The sequence below is a fragment of the Acinetobacter sp. AHP123 genome (assembly GCF_023757925.1).
GTDB lineage: Bacteria > Pseudomonadota > Gammaproteobacteria > Pseudomonadales > Moraxellaceae > Acinetobacter > Acinetobacter oleivorans.
Map to the genome: position 1 here is coordinate 1696873 of NZ_CP092454.1, position 17025 is coordinate 1713897.

Annotated in this window: 19 protein-coding genes; 3 read left to right on the forward strand and 16 right to left on the reverse strand. The window is 39.7% G+C overall.

What is annotated here, in order from left to right; genetic code table 11:
* Positions 1–19: 19 nt before the first annotated feature.
* From MJX77_RS08185 to MJX77_RS08195, 3 genes are all read right to left on the reverse strand, one after another.
* A complete protein-coding gene (locus MJX77_RS08185) occupies positions 20–526 on the reverse strand; it encodes a nuclear transport factor 2 family protein (RefSeq protein ID WP_252061143.1) in 507 nt (168 codons plus the stop codon).
* A 75-nt stretch (positions 527–601) separates the two neighbouring features.
* The gene (locus tag MJX77_RS08190; RefSeq protein ID WP_005309511.1) at positions 602–1096 is read right to left on the reverse strand and encodes a DUF4442 domain-containing protein; all 495 of its coding nucleotides are present in this window, start codon (positions 1094–1096) and stop codon (positions 602–604) included.
* Between the two features lie 35 nt (positions 1097–1131).
* Positions 1132–1620 carry a YajQ family cyclic di-GMP-binding protein gene (locus MJX77_RS08195; RefSeq protein WP_004789065.1) on the reverse strand — a complete coding sequence of 163 codons (489 nt, stop codon included), beginning with the start codon at positions 1618–1620 and terminating at the stop codon, positions 1132–1134.
* Positions 1621–1711: 91 nt separating this feature from the next.
* Here MJX77_RS08195 and MJX77_RS08200 point away from each other — a divergent pair, with 91 nt between their 5' ends.
* Positions 1712–2026, forward strand: coding sequence for a rhodanese-like domain-containing protein (locus tag MJX77_RS08200; protein ID WP_002116171.1), 315 nt, complete (start codon positions 1712–1714; stop codon positions 2024–2026).
* A 38-nt stretch (positions 2027–2064) separates the two neighbouring features.
* Here MJX77_RS08200 and mnmC read toward each other — a convergent pair whose 3' ends face one another.
* The 4 genes from mnmC to MJX77_RS08220 are packed head-to-tail and all read right to left on the reverse strand — an operon-like array spanning position 2065 to position 5386.
* The gene (gene mnmC / locus MJX77_RS08205) at positions 2065–3939 is read right to left on the reverse strand and encodes a bifunctional tRNA (5-methylaminomethyl-2-thiouridine)(34)-methyltransferase MnmC2/FAD-dependent 5-carboxymethylaminomethyl-2-thiouridine(34) oxidoreductase MnmC1 (RefSeq protein WP_252061144.1); all 1875 of its coding nucleotides are present in this window, start codon (positions 3937–3939) and stop codon (positions 2065–2067) included.
* A gap of 23 nt (positions 3940–3962) precedes the next feature.
* A complete protein-coding gene (locus MJX77_RS08210) occupies positions 3963–4430 on the reverse strand; it encodes an SH3 domain-containing protein (RefSeq protein ID WP_252061145.1) in 468 nt (155 codons plus the stop codon).
* A 4-nt stretch (positions 4431–4434) separates the two neighbouring features.
* Complete coding sequence (locus tag MJX77_RS08215) at positions 4435–4737, reverse strand: YciI family protein (protein ID WP_005309522.1); 303 nt, start codon at positions 4735–4737, stop codon at positions 4435–4437.
* Between the two features lie 34 nt (positions 4738–4771).
* A complete protein-coding gene (locus MJX77_RS08220) occupies positions 4772–5386 on the reverse strand; it encodes a septation protein IspZ (protein WP_252061146.1) in 615 nt (204 codons plus the stop codon).
* 44 nt (positions 5387–5430) lie between these two features.
* On the opposite strand from MJX77_RS08220, the gene MJX77_RS08225 reads away from it, so the two are divergent.
* Complete coding sequence (locus MJX77_RS08225) at positions 5431–6282, forward strand: PHP domain-containing protein (RefSeq protein ID WP_151827362.1); 852 nt, start codon at positions 5431–5433, stop codon at positions 6280–6282.
* Between the two features lie 6 nt (positions 6283–6288).
* Here the strand turns inward: MJX77_RS08225 and MJX77_RS08230 are convergent, their stop codons facing one another.
* Together MJX77_RS08230 and radC are read right to left on the reverse strand one after the other, a co-directional pair.
* A complete protein-coding gene (locus MJX77_RS08230; RefSeq protein ID WP_005309531.1) occupies positions 6289–7200 on the reverse strand; it encodes a bestrophin family protein in 912 nt (303 codons plus the stop codon).
* 61 nt (positions 7201–7261) lie between these two features.
* Positions 7262–7981 (reverse strand): RadC family protein, encoded by a 720-nt coding sequence (gene radC, locus MJX77_RS08235; protein ID WP_192834319.1) that lies wholly within the window; start codon positions 7979–7981, stop codon positions 7262–7264.
* Between the two features lie 99 nt (positions 7982–8080).
* Here radC and coaBC point away from each other — a divergent pair, with 99 nt between their 5' ends.
* Complete coding sequence (gene coaBC / locus MJX77_RS08240) at positions 8081–9334, forward strand: bifunctional phosphopantothenoylcysteine decarboxylase/phosphopantothenate--cysteine ligase CoaBC (RefSeq protein WP_009389455.1); 1254 nt, start codon at positions 8081–8083, stop codon at positions 9332–9334.
* A 66-nt stretch (positions 9335–9400) separates the two neighbouring features.
* Here the strand turns inward: coaBC and secF are convergent, their stop codons facing one another.
* The 7 genes from secF to queA form a co-directional block, all read right to left on the reverse strand.
* Positions 9401–10366, reverse strand: coding sequence for a protein translocase subunit SecF (gene secF / locus MJX77_RS08245; RefSeq protein WP_252061148.1), 966 nt, complete (start codon positions 10364–10366; stop codon positions 9401–9403).
* An 8-nt stretch (positions 10367–10374) separates the two neighbouring features.
* A complete protein-coding gene (gene secD / locus MJX77_RS08250) occupies positions 10375–12276 on the reverse strand; it encodes a protein translocase subunit SecD (RefSeq protein WP_013196834.1) in 1902 nt (633 codons plus the stop codon).
* A gap of 51 nt (positions 12277–12327) precedes the next feature.
* Positions 12328–12657 carry a preprotein translocase subunit YajC gene (gene yajC, locus MJX77_RS08255; protein ID WP_003655131.1) on the reverse strand — a complete coding sequence of 110 codons (330 nt, stop codon included), beginning with the start codon at positions 12655–12657 and terminating at the stop codon, positions 12328–12330.
* Between the two features lie 97 nt (positions 12658–12754).
* Positions 12755–13888 carry a tRNA guanosine(34) transglycosylase Tgt gene (tgt, locus tag MJX77_RS08260; protein WP_004638765.1) on the reverse strand — a complete coding sequence of 378 codons (1134 nt, stop codon included), beginning with the start codon at positions 13886–13888 and terminating at the stop codon, positions 12755–12757.
* Between the two features lie 153 nt (positions 13889–14041).
* Positions 14042–14611 carry a LemA family protein gene (locus MJX77_RS08265; protein ID WP_174728748.1) on the reverse strand — a complete coding sequence of 190 codons (570 nt, stop codon included), beginning with the start codon at positions 14609–14611 and terminating at the stop codon, positions 14042–14044.
* Between the two features lie 82 nt (positions 14612–14693).
* Entirely contained in the window at positions 14694–15722 is a 1029-nt protein-coding gene (locus MJX77_RS08270; protein WP_252061150.1) for a hypothetical protein, read from the reverse strand.
* Positions 15723–15952: 230 nt separating this feature from the next.
* Positions 15953–16990 carry a tRNA preQ1(34) S-adenosylmethionine ribosyltransferase-isomerase QueA gene (gene queA / locus MJX77_RS08275; protein WP_107881287.1) on the reverse strand — a complete coding sequence of 346 codons (1038 nt, stop codon included), beginning with the start codon at positions 16988–16990 and terminating at the stop codon, positions 15953–15955.
* Positions 16991–17025: the final 35 nt, after the last annotated feature.

The following is a 17025-nucleotide window of genomic DNA, read 5'->3' on the forward strand; positions in this document are numbered from 1 at the left end:
AAAGAAATCATTTTTAGAATTAAAACATCGTATTGGTATTTTTGCTTTGCTCAGGAATATTTTGTATCACATCCCAATGCTCTACAATTTTTCCATTTTCGACACGAAATATATCAATAATCGCTCTTCCTCGATCTTTTTCATTTTCAGTCGAATGGACATGTAAAACGACAAGATTACCTTCAGCAATCGCACGTTTAATCTCATTTTTAGCTTGTGGATTCTTTTGAAATTTTTCAGTGAAGAAATTAACGAAAGGTGCTTTCCCATCTGGCACATTAGGATTGTGCTGAATGTATTGCTGACCAATATAACGGTCTGCATATTCTTTGACTTTATGTTTTAAAAAGACGCCTTCATAAAAGTCGATGACTATTCTTTTGTTTTGAGCACTTACTTTATCTATCGCTTCTGATTTGGTCGAAGTTAATTTACTGGTTTTAACGTGAGATTCATTCGCATGAGTCGTTATTGTTGCAAATATTAAACTGGTAAATAAAGAGGAAAGAATCAGTATTTTTTTCATTTTAACCTCAAGATACAAAAAATAATTTTTATATCTTGAGGCAAATAAAAATCTAAAAGTACTTTAGATTAGTTATTATTTCTTACGTTTAGGTAACCATGCCCACAGCATTTGGCACTGGATTGGTTCATTGCCCGCATCATCAATGACTGTAACCGGAATCACAAGTTCACCTTTCTCATTAGCTGCAATAAACTTTTGCTGTTCAGCAGACAATGTTGCTGTAGCAGTCAAACCGCCTTCAACCACTTTTAAATAATCTACATGCAATGATTTGATTAATAAAATGCGGTTATCAGGAATATGTAAACCGGTTAGAAAACCTGTTGCAGTTTCTGCTAAAAGAGCCATCGCCGCAGCATGCACTCCTTTAATATGATTTTGCATGTTTTTCTGGTTTTCTAAACGGACAGTAACGTGGTTTGAGTCTACTTCCTGATAGCGGATATTTGCTGTACCCACCATTGGCACGATACGACCAAACGCCTTGCTCCAAAGCGTGCTCCGAATACCTTTAGGGAATTTTGAAGTCGCTTTTACCAGTTTTGATAGACGATTGGATTGAGACATGGAATTACCTTAGCTTTGAATGTCACGAAAAGAGATTAATCTTTAAAGTTATTAAACTGTAATGGCACACCAAATTGCTGTTCACGTAAAAAATTCATGACTTGTTGTAAAGTGTCACGCTTTTTATCTGTTACACGAATTTTGTCGCCTTGGATAGAAGATTGCACTTTAACGCCACTTTCTTTAATGGCTTTATTAATTTTTTTTGCAGTATCTGAGTCAAGACCGTCTTTAAGTTTAATCACTTGTACAAAATTTTTGCCTGAAGCAGCGGCTTTTTGTGGATCAAGTGCTTGTACATCAATTTTACGTTTATAAAAGTGATTTTCTAACATGTTATAAACTTGTTCACACTGAAAATCGCTTTCTGTACTGATTTTAATTTCTTTATTTTTTTCGTTTATTTCGACTGAAACATCATGACCACGGAAGTCAAAGCGTGTTGCAATCTCTTTTTGTGTGTTTTGTACAGCATGATTAACCTCAAATAACTCTAATTCAGAGACAATATCGAAAGAAGGCATAGTTTAGACCTTTACAAAGTGAAAGAATATTTGAGATGCTAAGAGGGTTTTCTTCATTTGCCAAGTGTTGTTTACATCAAAGGAGTGCACAATGATCCGTAAACAAGAAATTACAACATTTGAATTCCCAGAAAATGCTGTTATCTGGGATGTCCGTGATACTAATGCTTATGCAGAAGGGCATGTTAAAGGTGCGGTGAATCGCCCGATTAATGATTTGAATGCTGATATTTTGAACCAGGTCTCTGCGGGTCAGCCGATTTATATTTTATGTGGTGGTGGTAGCAAAGCTCCTCGTGCAGCTGAGAAACTAGAAGGATTGGATGCCTCGCGTGAATATGTCGTGCTGATGGGGGGGACACGTGCAGCTCGTGATGCTGGCTTGCCTCTAGAGCAGGGCGCATAAAAAAAAAGCACCCTAGGGTGCTTTTTTTTTGAAGAAGACTACTGTGGTTTGAAATATGGCTTTTTAGGTTTTACTTTTTTTTGAAACCTTTGCGGATTCAGTTTTTGTAATAAGCTGTCCGGTACTGGGCAAGCCTCTCCTAATATCTGGGCAATTAAGATCTCGCTGCATAGCGGAGCAAATAGAAAGCCCTTAGAACCAAGACCAGCAAAAGTAGCAATTCGACTATTCTCAAGCATTTTTCCGACCAGAGGAAAATAATCTAAGCTTTGTGCACGGATAGATGCACGGCCTTGCCACGTCGAAGTTGATGGTAACTTTTCTGCATATGCAGGGAATACGCTGTGGATTAATTCAAAGTTATGCACATGGTCTTCGGGAAGCACATCTTGATCTTCACGATTTGGGTAAAAAGATGCACCTAAAATCATCTGTGAAGCATCAAGTTGCATACAATACCCACCATAGCTATAAGCTTCATTTAAAGGTAGGGGAGCAAAAGAATTATTAACCCAGCTCACTTGTCCGCGTATTGGTTTTAACTGTGGATAGCTTTCAAATAAAACAGCACTTTCCCGAGCACAGCACACAACAACATGGTCTGCTTCTGCAATAACGTCATTACCAGTCTGCAATTGAACTTTATTTTCAAAAGGAACCAATGCTGTGATATTGGCAATTTTGAGAGTAATTAAAGGATGTTGCAAAATTTCATCACGTAGTTGATGTGGTGAAACAGAACCCGCTTCGGTCAGTGAAACACTAGAATATGCAGTTTCAAGTGAGTTTGTTGAATGGGTAACAACATCAGCTGGATATTGGTTTACAAGATCGAGAAGTTCCTCTGCATTTTTCAATGCGACTTGTTGTATTTGAAGTGGGCGGAATGCTTGAAAATTTTTATAAAAATTTAAGGCATGTTGCCAACTTAAAGTCATGAGATGTTCATGGCTTTGTTCAATCGGACATAGTTTAGGATTAAGCAATGCCAAAGGGTTTCCAGAAGCGCCAGATAATGCTTCTGTTTGCTCGTATAAGGTGACTTGATGCCCACGTGCTGCAAATGCCCACGCCGTAGTTAAACCTGCTACACCGGCCCCAATTATCGCAATATGCTGCTGTTCTTTACCCAATGACTGAACTTGGTCTAATTGTGAGGCTTCATCATCAGATTGAGGTGGATTCCAAATTGCTTTGAGCATTTCCCGTTTATGCCGAAAACCACGTGGACGAGAAATACTAATACCGTGCGCCTTTAGCCCACGTTTTAAAACACCCGCGACACTAAAAGAGGAAAATGTGCTGCCATAGTCAGAAAGACGAACAATATGGTTTAAAACATTTTGTTCCCACAGCTCTGGATTGCAAGAGGGCGCAAAGCCATCTAAAAACCAAGCATTTACTGCTTTAGTTTTCGCTATGCTTGGGAAAATGTCTTGTGCATCTCCTAACCATAGGTCGATGCTAAAACGCTCGTTTGGAAAAGTTAAGCGATGACATCCAGCAATAGGGAGCGGATATTGTTCAATTAACTGCTCTGCAAGTGGTTTAAGCTCATCCCAGACATTTAAAGCACGGATAAGGTCAGCTTTACTTAAGGGAAATTTTTCAACACTAATTGCATGTAAATGACTTTGATTGTCTGGACGAACTTGTTGCCAAAGTTGCCAGAGTGCAAGAATGTTTAAACCTGTACCAAAACCGGTTTCTCCTACACTGAAATATTCAAAATCTTTTAGATTGGCTAAGCGTTCTGATAAGTCATTACCATTTAGAAAAACATGTCGTGTTTCAAGTAAGCCATTATCTTTGGAGAAATAGACATCACCAAATTGTTTGGAAATGGGAACCTCGATACCATCGATTAATTCCCAATCCAGTTCTGCTGTTTGGATACGGTTTGATACGTTCATTTGGTTTAATAGATTGCTTGGATTTACCACTGGCGTCGACGTTTTGTATGGATATAACTAGCAATAAAGAATCCTAGCAATACGCCACCCGCTAAGGTAACCGCGCCATATAAAAACATTTGCGCACTACGTTCGCTTTGTAAGACTTGAACCTGAACAGAGAGACTGTCGTTTTTTAACTGTAACTCTTGGTTCTGAGCAAGTGCTTCAAGATTGGCGTGTTCTAACTGTTTTAAGCGAGATGCCTGATCTTGAACTAGAGCTTTGATTTTCGCATCTTGCTGTTGTTTATTCTTTACGAGTTGTTCAGCTGTAAGTGGTTGAGCAGTAGTCGCTGTTTTTACACCAGTTGGTGCTGTAGGAGTGGGTTTAGCTGCCTGAGTTGAAGGCGCGCTTGGTGGAGGTGTTGCTGGTGTTGCAGCAGGTTCAACTGCTCCAGCAGTTGAACATATCAAACACAAGCCAAGAAAGCTTTTGATTGCAGGCTGCATGCGATTACCCTTTTGGAAATGCTTTATTGAACGGTTTTACATCAATATGGGCATAAATGCCTTCTTTGAGAAATGGTTCTTCTTTTAACCATTCATCTAATGCTTCGCGACTGTCGAATTCAACAATCATGGTGCTACCATAGAAGCCTGCTTGCGGATCATTAGGATCTTTTGGCATAGCACCCGCTGTAACAAGGCGGCCTTCATCATCGAGTTTTTGTAGACGTTCGATATGCTGAGGGCGTACTGCTAAGCGCTTCTCTAAAGTTCCTTCGTTATCGGTACAGCTTAGAACAAAAAAAGGCATGTAATCGTATCTCTATAATCAATCAGGAACCACTTTAAGCGTCTGGTGACTTAAAATGTTTACGTAAAATAATGAACTGAATAATGATAAATGAAAACATCACAATCATGTCACCAAATGCAGTAAATTCGCCCCAATATTTTCCGCCGTGAAATAAAAATGCGAAGAACACATGCAAACAAGACATCACTACAAACATGACTGCCCAAGCGAAGTTTAGATTTTTCCAACCTTTTTCACTTAACTCTAAAATAGGATCAAATAAACGTCGTATGAGTGGCTTACGGTCTTTACCAAACCAAGGTGAAACCAAGAATGCGCCTGCAAAAAACAAATTTAAAATTGCAGCTTTCAGACGAATATAGAAATCATCACTTAGCATGAGCGTGATGCCACCAAAAATCACAGTCATAAACAATACAAACCATTGTTGTTTATCTAGACGGAATTTTTGGAAAATAAATAGGGCACCATATACCACGAGCATTGAAATAATTAGACCAGTAGTTGCTACAAGAATATTATTATTATCTGCACCGCCCGCAGACCCGATCAGTTTAAGTAAAGGATGCTGGGCGTTAGCTGGATCAACTGTTTTATATAAATAGAAGAAAATAATTAATGGAACAAAGTCCAGAAGTGCTTTCATGTTAGAGTATCTGATCAGGTTTGGTGAATGGCATAGTATAAAAGATGCAAGGCATAGATTTACATACACATAGCAATATTTCTGATGGAACTTTGTCTCCGGAATTACTGGTGCAAGCTGCTATTGATGTGAATTTGCATACTTTGGCTTTAACTGATCACGATACAATGGACGGATTGCAGCGAGCTAGAATTGCTGCGCAAGGTCATGATTTAAAAATCATTTCTGGTACGGAAATTTCGAGTCAGTGGTCACGCCCAACAACCAAAAAGAGTTATGGTGTACATATTGTTGCTTTAAACATGCAAGATGAAGCACCAATTTTAGAAGCATTAGAACAACAAAAAAGAGTACGAGCGCAAAGAGCTAAAGTCATTTGTGATTTATTAGAAAAATGTATTGGTTTTCAGATCTATGAAGATGTTCTTGCCAAAGTGGAAAATCAGGCTGATCGAGTGACAAGAACTCACATTGCTAAAACATTGGTCGAGAAGAATGTAGTAACCCGTCCTCAACAGGCATTTGATCGTTTCTTAAAAGAGGGAAGACGTGCCTTTGTTAAGTTTGAAGGGTTAGGATTAAAAGAAACAATTGACATGATTCATGAAAGTAAAGGGCTGGCAGTTTTAGCACATCCAACTCGTTATGATTTATCTGCAACTAACATTCGATATTTAATTGAATTGTTCGCAACTTCAGGTGGAGATGCAATTGAGCTACCCCCACCCATGGAAACGTTATCTACTCGCCAAATGGTTGATCGGATGATTGAGCAATATCAATTAGCTGTATCGATTGGCAGTGATTTTCATGGTGAAAATATGCCATGGATTAAATTGGGAAATACACCTAAACCAACGGCTAATCAGCAAGGTGTTTGGGAGCGTTTTCTCTAATAGCGCTTAGAGCAAGTTATTATCTTGAGCTTGAATTGGAGGTGGTGTCGGTTTGCCTAGCGTTCCTAAAAGTTCAATTTCGATACTACGTACCATCGCATCTAAAGGTAAATCATTGCTTTGAGTACCAAAAGGCTCTTCAATTTCCGAGCTTAGTGCATCAAGCCCTAAGAATGTATATGCCAAAATTCCAACCAGTAAAGGTGTTGCTAAACCAAGCAATGAACCAAGACTAAACGGCAACATAAAACAGAAAAAATAGACAGTGCGATTGAGCAAAACTGAATAGGCAAATGGAATAGGTGTATTGGCAATTCGGTCACAGCCAGTTTGCACAACACTTAAATCTGAAACATTTTTATTCATCTGTGCATAGATGATGTCAGAGATTTCACCTTCTTTAAGTGCTTGTAATAATTCCCAGTGAATAAGGCTCAGCGTGTATTGAGGGGCATTATTTTGCTGATAGAGTTGGGTGAGTGCTTGCTGGCTCATACCACTGGTTTGTATTAACTCAGTTGGGTTCGCTGTCTGACGACGTAAACGATCACGTAATACATTAGCAAAAACAATCACATGTTGAATGACACGTTCACGGCGGGCCTGAGTCAAAATTCGGCAGTCACGGTCAAAATGGCGAGAAGTTGCAATTAAAACACCCCATAATTTTCGGGCCTCCCACCAACGGTCATAACATGCAGTATTTTTAAATCCTAAAAAAATAGAAAGCACGACACCAATCAGAGTAAAGCCAACCAAGGGAATTTCTGGAAAGCGATAAAGGTTAATATATTCCACGCCACCAATGATTGCTGAGATCAACATAACAAACCCTAAGGAGGGGAGAATTTTGGGTAAAATTGTCCCTCGCCAAGAGAATAAAACTTTGAAAATACTAGGTTGATCACGAACAATCATTTTATTTTAAGCATCACTATTTTTGTTTTGATCTTCTAGGCTTAGTTAAGCTTTGTCAATATTATTGAACTGATATTGTTGCGGGGTTGAGCAGTTGTTGTTCAGCAAATGAAAAGCTTCCTTCTGGAGAAATAATAAAATGATCCAAGAGGTGTATTTCGACAAGCTTGCATGCATTTTCCAGCTGTTGAGTTAAGGCAATATCTTCAGCAGAAGGCTGTGCTGAACCAAATGGATGATTGTGTGCAATAACGAGCTGGCAAGCATGTTGTTGTAAGGCGTAGCGTAAAGTTTGATTAACCGAGACCGCACAATGCTGCATTGAACCAAAAAAAAGCTTTTTAAAATGGAGCTTTCTTAATTCTGGGTCTAGACACAGCACAGCAAAGACTTCTTGTTTTTCACCTTTTAATTCATAGCGTAAATAATCCAAAACTAAATCAGAAGAGTGAAGACTAAGATCATTCTTCTGAAAGTGATGATCGAGATAACGCCGTCCGAGTTCTTTGACTGCCAGTAATTGAGAATATTTCGTTGCTCCTATTCCATTAAATTGAGTTAATTCGCTTAACGATGAATCAAATACTGCATTTAGACTACCAAAATGTTGAATGAGTAACCGTGACAATTCGACTGCTGAATGTTGCTTTGAACCTGAGCGAAGAAAAATTGCCAATAGCTCTGCATCAGAGAGACTTTGAGGGCCTTGTTGTAATAACCGTTCTCTTGGCCGCTCTTGTTCGGGCCAATTTTTAATAGAAGTATTCATATTCCCCAGCATAATTCGCTTAAAATTTTATTTTGTTTGCCCAATCAATCTTGGGTCTGCGCGTATTTAATGCTATTGTGAGCGCCACTGCAACAGTAAGGTATCCTGTTCGTGAGCTTTGATCTAAGTGTTATTCCTCATAAAAACATCGTTTTAGCTGTTACTGGCGGAATTGCTGCCTATAAGAGTGCCATCTTAGTCCGCCGCCTCAAAGATTATGGCTTTGATGTGCGTGTGGTCATGACACATGGTGCTCAGGCATTTATTACCCCACTAACTTTTCAGGCTCTTTCTGGTAATCCTGTCCATACTGAACTTTTAGACCCTGCGGCTGAAGCTGGAATGGGACATATTGAATTAGCACGTTGGGCTGATTTATTACTGGTTGCGCCTGCAAGTTGCGATACTTTGGCAAAATTTGCACATGGTTTGGCAGATGACTTGCTCAGTACAGTATTTTTGGCCACAAAATCTCCTGTATGGGTTGCACCTGCCATGAATCAGCAAATGTGGGCGGCCAAAGCTACACAACGAAATTTACAAACCTTGGTCGAAGATGGTGTGCATGTGATCATGCCAGATGCGGGTGAGCAGGCGTGTGGTGATGTTGGTTTAGGTCGTATGCCAGAGCCAGAAGAAATTGCCAAGCAAGTGGCTGGTTATTTCCATCAGGCTCAACGTGCAATTGCTGAAAAATTTGGGTTGTTGGCAGGTAAGCGAGTTGTGATTACGGCTGGGCCAACACGTGAAGCAATTGACCCTGTTCGTTATATCTCGAACCACAGTACTGGTAAAATGGGCTTTGCTTTAGCGGCTGCTTGTTACGCTGCTGGTGCACAAGTGACTCTGATTGCTGGACCTGTAAGTTTAGATACACCGAATGGTGTAAAAAGAGTAAATGTTGCCTCTGCAAGACAGATGTTAGATATCAGTATGGACTCGTTAGAAACAGGCTGTGATATCTTCATTGCAACTGCCGCAGTCGCTGATTATCGTGTAGCAGAAGTTGCCGAGCATAAAATTAAGAAAGCAGGGGATGAGTTGAATGTTTCCCTTGTAAAAAATCCGGATATTGTGGCAACCATTGCTGGTCAGGAAAAACGTCCATTTATGGTGGGCTTTGCCGCTGAAACACAAAATGTTGAAGAATATGCGGCAGGAAAACTGGTTGCTAAAAAGCTCGATATGATTGCATGTAATGATGTGTCACGTGCAGATATTGGTTTTGCTTCTGATGAAAATGCGATGACAGTTTTCTTTGCTGAAAACTATCACATGAAAAAGCGTGAGTTAGAAAAAGCATCTAAACAAGAAATTTCTCAACAGTTGGTTGAAGCAATTTCGGATGCATTACGCCGTAAATAATATGTTCTAAATAAAAAAACCGCGAATTAATCGCGGTTTTTTTTTATATGTCTTACTTTATCCAACTTAAGGAATGTCATCTTCAAATTCAGGTTTAACCTGAACGATGAAGTCCTGACGGTTAAGACCACGCCATAAGGCAAATGCTGTACCGATATAAATTGAAGAGTAAGTACCTACAAAGACACCAACAAACATTGCAACAGCGAACCAGTGTAGACCATCACCACCTAAGAACATCATTGCTAGAACGACAAGCAATAAGGTCATTGATGTATGAATAGTACGACGTAAAGTTTCGGTTAAAGCAATATCGACGATTTCACGAGGAGATGCACCGCGAATTTTACGGAAATTTTCACGGATACGGTCTGACACTACAATGTTATCGTTAAGCGAGAAGCCAATAACAGCAAGTACCGCAGCTAAAACTGTAAGGTCAAACGGCCATTGGAATAATGCAAAAGCACCAATAATAATGATGATGTCGTGGAATAAAGACATTACGGCACCCATCGCGAGTTTAAACTCGAAACGGATCGTCACGTAGATCAACATTAAAATAAGTGCAAGGGCAACCGCACCAGCAGAGCGAACATACAGCTCGTTACCAACTTGACCACCTACAGAGTCAACTTTATGAACTTCTGCGGCATTGTTTGGCAGCTGTACAGCCTTAGTAATCGCGTTATTAAGATCTTCAACCTTAACTTCTTGTACTGGCATACGCACAAGTAAGTCTTTATTACTACCAAGTGTCTGTACTACAGCATCTTTAAAGCCAGCTTTGTCGAGCGCTTGAATAACGTCAGACTGGTTTGCTGGTTGAGCATAGTTAAGCTCAGCTGAAACACCACCTGTAAAGTCCAAACCGAGGTTAAGACCTTTAGTCGCAATAAAGAAAATACTCGCCAATGTAATCAGGATCGAGAAGATTGCCGCAGGTTTGGCAATCTTCATGAACGGGATGATTTTTGCATCATCCGGACGTCCATATTGTTTTGAATCTTGTTGAGTCACTTTAGTCATCATCGATCTCCTTAAATGCTCAACTTTTTCAAGTTACGGCGTTTGCCATAAATGATTTGTACAATTGCACGAGTCACTGTAATTGCAGTAAACATCGAACACACAATACCAATCATTAATGTTACGGCGAAACCTTTGATCGGACCTGTACCAATTGCAAACAAAATGAAAGCAACGAGGAACGTGGTTAAGTTCGAGTCAAAAATGGTGTTATAAGCTCGATCATAACCGGCCACAATGGCCTGCTTGGGCGAGGCCCCCCAGAGCATTTCTTCTCGAATACGCTCACATATTAATACGTTGGCATCGACCGCCATACCAATGGTAATAACGATACCAGCAATACCCGGTAAGGTGAGGGAAGCCCCTATCCAAGACATCACGGTTAAAATCATTGCCAAGTTAACAACAAGTGCAAAGTTAGCGATTAAACCGAATAGACGGAAGAAAACCACCATCCAGATTGCAACAAGCAAGAAGCCGATTTGAGTTGATAATACGCCTTTATCAATGTTTTCTTGACCAAGACTTGGACCAACCACACGTTCTTCAACAAAATACATTGGCGCAGCCAAAGCACCTGCACGTAGCATTAATGCAAGCTCTGATGCTTCTTGAGGAGAACTTAAACCGGTAATACGGAAAGTTGAACCTAAAACAGCCTGAACAGTTGCAGCATTAATGACTACAGATTCAGTGTATGGAGTACGAACTTCTGTTTGTGCACCAGTTTTAGGATCTGTGACATAAGTAATTTTTTGCTTATTTTCGATGAACAATACCGCCATGCGTTTACCAACAGCATTACGAGTTGCATCGGACATAAGCTTACCGCCAGCACTGTCGAGGGTAATATTTACCTCGGCACCACCAGAGTCTTGGCTAAAGCCAGAGCTTGCATTTTGAACACGTTCACCAGTCAAGATACGGTTACGTTGCAACAAAAGTTGACGACCGCTATCTAAAGACTCATAAGCAAAAACTTCTGTGCCCGGCGGTAAAGGTTGACCATTATATTTACCTGTATATGGGTCAATATATTGATCATTTGAGTCAGAAACTAAACGGAATTCGAGGTTTGCAGTACGGCCTAAAACACGTTTAGCTTCAGCTGTATCTTGCACACCCGGTAATTCAACAACAATACGGTTGCTACCCTGACTTTGTACCAATGCTTCTGCAACACCAAGTTCGTTAATACGATTACGTAATGTTGTTAAGTTTTGGTTTACCGCATATGACTGGATTTCTTGGCGGCGTACATCGGTATAAGTAAGCTTTAAAGTAGAACCTGTAGAGCTTGCTAATGCCTGCTGGGTATATTCATTCCCATTACGACGTAGAAAATCCATTGCTGCATCACGGTCAGCATTGTCAGCAAATTGAACAGTGATTACATTGTTTGTTAATGCAAGATTATTAAATTTGATCTTGTTTTCACGGAACTGACGACGCAAATCAGTGGCAGAAGTTTCCATACGTTGGGCAACGGCTTTGTCCATATCTACTTCAAGCAAGAAGTGGACACCACCACGTAAGTCCAAACCAAGTTTCATTGGTTTTGCCCCAATTTTTTGCAACCATTCCGGTGTGGTTGGTGCAAGGTTTAGGGCAACAACATATTGATCACCTAAGTCACGGCGTAATACTTCTTTTGCTTTCAACTGCGCTTCAGAAGAGCTGACACGCAAGAGGGCAGCATTATTTGTAAAAGTATTATCGTGACTTGCAATATTTGCTGTTTTTAAAATTTGCTCTGCTTTTTGCACCACACTTTGATCAATTTGGGTACCAGCTTTGGCACCGGAAATTTGAACGGCGGGCTCATCCGGATATAGACTAGGCAGTGCGTATAATGTACTGACTACCAGAACAACCAGAATCAGTAAATATTTCCATGCAGGGTAACGCATTCGCTTTCTTCTTAAATGAAAAAGTCGTGCTAAAGCACGACTGTTTTATGATTAAAGGTTATTTAGAGTGCCTTCAGGTAATACTGAAATTACGCTGGCACGCTGAATTTTTACTTCTACACCACGGCTAAGTTCAACAACTGCATAGTCACCTTCAATTTTGGTCACTTTGCCCATTAAACCACCAGCGAACACAACTTCACTACCTACACCTAAGCTTTCGATTAAAGAACGGTGCTCTTTAGCACGCTTTGCTTGAGGACGCCAAATTAAGAAATAAAAGATTGCAACGAATACAACAATCATCAAGATGTTTGGCAAAATACCTGTAGTTGGGCCAGCTGCCGGTGCTGCATGTGCAGCAGAAATTAAAAAGCTCATTTTGATTTCCTAAAGTTAAAAATATGAGTCAGATACCTGACATAATCCTAATTCGTTTTGCAATTTACCTTGTCTTGAGGTTGAGCGCAAATCGGGCTTATTCATCAACCGGACATGGTGGAACTTCTAAACCACGGCGGGCATAAAAGTCCTGAACAAATTCATCAAATGTGCCATTCTCTAATGCATCACGCATACCTTCAGTTAAACGTTGGTAATAACGTAAGTTATGAATGGTACCGAGCATAGACGCTAACATCTCTCCACATTTTTCAAGATGGAATAGATAAGCACGGGTAAAGTTCTTACAAGTGTAGCAATCGCAATGTGGATCGAGCGGACTCTGGTCATGGCGATATTTACTATTACGAATACGTACCAGACCATCAGTGACAAAATAATGACCATTTCGCGCATTACGGGTTGGCATTACGCAGTCGAACATATCGACACCGCGGCGCACTGCTTCAACGATATCTTCCGGCTTACCAACGCCCATCAAGTAACGCGGTTTGTCTTGTGGCATTTTGCTTGGTAGATAATCTAAAACTTTGATCATCTCATCTTTAGGTTCACCTACAGATAAGCCGCCAATCGCATAACCGTCAAAGCCAATTTCAAGAAGGCCATTTAAAGACTCGTCACGTAAGTCTTCATACATACCGCCTTGAATAATGCCAAATAACGCATTCTTATTTTTGAGTTCATCATGATGATGAGTTTTACAACGTTTTGCCCAGCGTAAAGAAAGCTGCAATGATTTTTGTGCTTCTTCATGCGTTGCAGGATAAGGTGTACATTCATCAAAAATCATGACGATGTCAGAGTTCAATACCTGCTGAATTTCCATAGAAATTTCAGGCGATAGAAACACTTTTGAACCATCAATCGGCGAGCGGAAAGTAACACCTTCCTCTTTGATTTTGCGCATTGCGCCAAGACTAAAAACCTGGAAACCGCCAGAGTCAGTCAAAATTGGCTTATCCCATTTAATAAAGTTATGCAAACCGCCGTGTTCTTTAATCACTTCAAGACCCGGACGCAAATATAAATGGAACGTATTTCCTAAAATAATTTGTGCCTGAATGTCTTCGATATCACGCGGTAGCATACCTTTGACTGTGCCGTAAGTCCCCACTGGCATAAAAACAGGTGTTTCAACAACACCATGCTCTAAAGTTAAACGACCACGACGGGCGCGCCCCGACTGACCTAATTTTTCAAACTTCATCTAAAAATCCTGAACACGAGCAGAGGCGAAGAAACAGTTCGCTGCTAAAAAGAGAGCTATTTTCCTTGATTCTGCGATGTAGTTCTACTACTAAATGTAGCTGGTTATAAAATAGATAAAATTTCCGACAGGTTAGGGGCTGTTTTTTTCCTATTAAAAATTAGGTTTATAGTCAAAATTTTCATTAACAAGATTATCCTTAAAAGGGCGAATCGCTTTCTTGGATAAAGTTAGTGTATTGATAAGATTGTTAGGGAATACTTCAATCTGGTTGTTGAACAGCTCGACATTACGGTTAAAGATACTAATCGCAGCACCTACATTTTCGTTTTGTTCCTGAATGTCGTCCATCATCTTGCTATAGAGTGAATCGGCTTTAAGCTCAGGGTAGTTTTCAACAACAACATTTAAACTGCGAATCAATTCTTTGCTCATTTTCTCGATTTGTTGGAGCTGAGAAATATCAGTGTTATTCACATTTAAATTAAGAATTTGCTGACGTAACTCAGTGACTTTTTCTAATGTCGATTTTTCAAAATGAGTATATTGATTAAGTGTTGTCTCAAGAGCCTCTAAAGTCTTTACCTTTTGACGTTCGAAATTGGCAACCTCAGACCAAGCGCGTTTGGTCGCATTAAAATAACGTACGATGGTATTACGGATGTGAACGCCCCAGACGATCAGTACAACAAAAATCCCCAGGAAAATAAATAAACCAGTCATGGTCAGTTCCTTATTGTTATTCCCTCAGTGTACTTTTGACTTCTCATTTTTAATGAGACGACAATTAAGTCATACGAGAGATTTATTTAATTAAGTTCAACATTAATTGCTGAAATTTTTCATATTGCGGCATGGTCATGGTTCGTAAGTGTCCACGCAATGCTGAAACATCATGAATTTCACTTTGCTTACTGGTGGTCTGAAAAAGATTTTGCTCACCCAGATAACACAAAATTTGTTCTTCGTGATGATAAATTAAATCACCTTTAAAGTGCTGAAAAAAATCATTTAATTTTAAAGTTAAACTCGGACTGATTTCTTTGGCTAACTGGTGTTGATTAACCCCAAAAATATTAAGTTTTTGGTTGATTAAAATATCGCTACTTTGCCATTTACTGCTGTAGGGTACAAAAAACCGAGAACGTTGATTGCTAACAGCAATACCCAAAGCTGGCATTTGAAATATAAAAGCGCCCCATAAATCTTTATGAATTTCTTTTATAATTTTTTTATCGCTATTTTGGTCTTGAATAATAGGGATTTCATTAACGTAATGATATTGAAACAGCAAGACTTGATGATCGGTTACTCCATCATTCCATGTCGTCGAAGCAAACTGAGTAATTTCGTTAGACTCAGTCCCTCGGTTAAACAGAGGGAAATACTGTTTTAGTTTACTCAGAACTAAAACTGGCTGAGCATGAATGGGAAGATAAGCTGGTAACTGCTGAAACTGTAAATCGTAACGCAAAATCACCATACGTTGTTCTAGATAATGAATAACTTGCGTTAAAGGTTCTTGAGATTGATAGAGTAAATACGCCAGAAACCCTGTTAAAAAGGCACCTAAAAAACTCCAAATATATTGAATATGTGGATGAAGAAAATAACCAAAACTTAATATTGTGATACTGCAAATGGCGAGTAAATAGGGGAGCACATTAAAAAAGCGAAGGTTGTGATCTTCACGCCATGGATGTAAAGCATCTAAAAGCTCTTGGGCTGAATGAGATTTTTGTCCAGCATCCCAAAGTCGAGCGATATTGCGAAAAACCTGTGTATTTTTTTTACGCCTTATATGAAGAGCTTCTTGTACAGTATCGATTGGCATGGAAGTAATGAGTTCATTATCATAAAGAGCTATTTCTAGATTATCTTTTAAATTGAAAGAGATAAATACTAAATATTTCTAAATTGAGAATTTTTCTTTAAAAGTTGATGCCTGATTTCATTGCTAAATTTCTGCAACTCACAGAGCTAAAGTCATTATTTTTTATTGTGAGTATTTGGGCTGGGTTAAACCTTTCCATTAACCGATATGGTTTAACCCAGCCTTAGTCTTTAAACGTCTAATTTATCAACCAACATTGCATCGCCATAACTAAAGAAACGATAGCGGCTTTTAACTGCATGTTCATAGGCAGCCAAAATATTATCTCGATTTGAAAGCGCTGACACCAACATCAGCAGAGTAGACTCTGGCAAATGGAAGTTGGTAATTAAACGATCTACGATGCAGAACTCATAGCCCGGATAGATAAAGATTTGCGTGTCACCAGTCCAAGCCGCGATTTTACCGCCATGAGCTTGAGCTGCGCTTTCTAAAGCACGTGTTGCTGTTGTACCAACGGCAATCACTTTATTGCCACGTGCTTTAGTCGCCAAAATTAAATCAATGGTTTCTTGAGGTACATCACACCATTCACTGTGCATGATATGGTTGGTAATGTCATCAGTGCGGACTGGCATAAACGTGCCAGCTCCGACGTGTAAAGTCACAAAAGTTTTTTGAACATTTTTTTGTTCTAATTTTTCTAAAAGTGTTTCATCAAAATGCAAGCTTGCAGTAGGTGCTGCAACACTGGCAATTTTCTCTGGATTATGGAAAACCGTTTGATAGCGTTCTGTGTCGATTTCTTCTGCTTCACGGTTAAAGTAAGGCGGAATAGGTAACTGACCATATTGTTCAAGTACAGGCAAAATTGCCTGTGAAAACTCAACCACAAATAAATTTTCGTGGCGGCCACGTACAATCACAGGAATGTTATCGGCACCGACATAAAGCTCAGCACCCGCTTTAGGCGAGTTGCTTGATTTAATATGGCAATACGCTGTGGTGTGGTTCAGCATGCGCTCAACCAAAATCTCGATAGCACCGCCTGTAGAGCGTTTTCCTTTAAGTCGTGCTTTCATGACTTTGGTGTCATTGAGCACTAACAGATCACCTTCTTCAAACAGATCGATAATGTCTGTGAACATGTGATCGTGATATTGACCCTTTGAGTCTAAGTGTAACAACCGTGAAGCACTACGTGATTCAAGAGGATAACGGGCAATAAGTTCATCAGGTAATTCAAAGGAAAAGTCAGACAGTTGCATATTTAGAAAAAACACCGCAAAAATTGGGCCTAGTA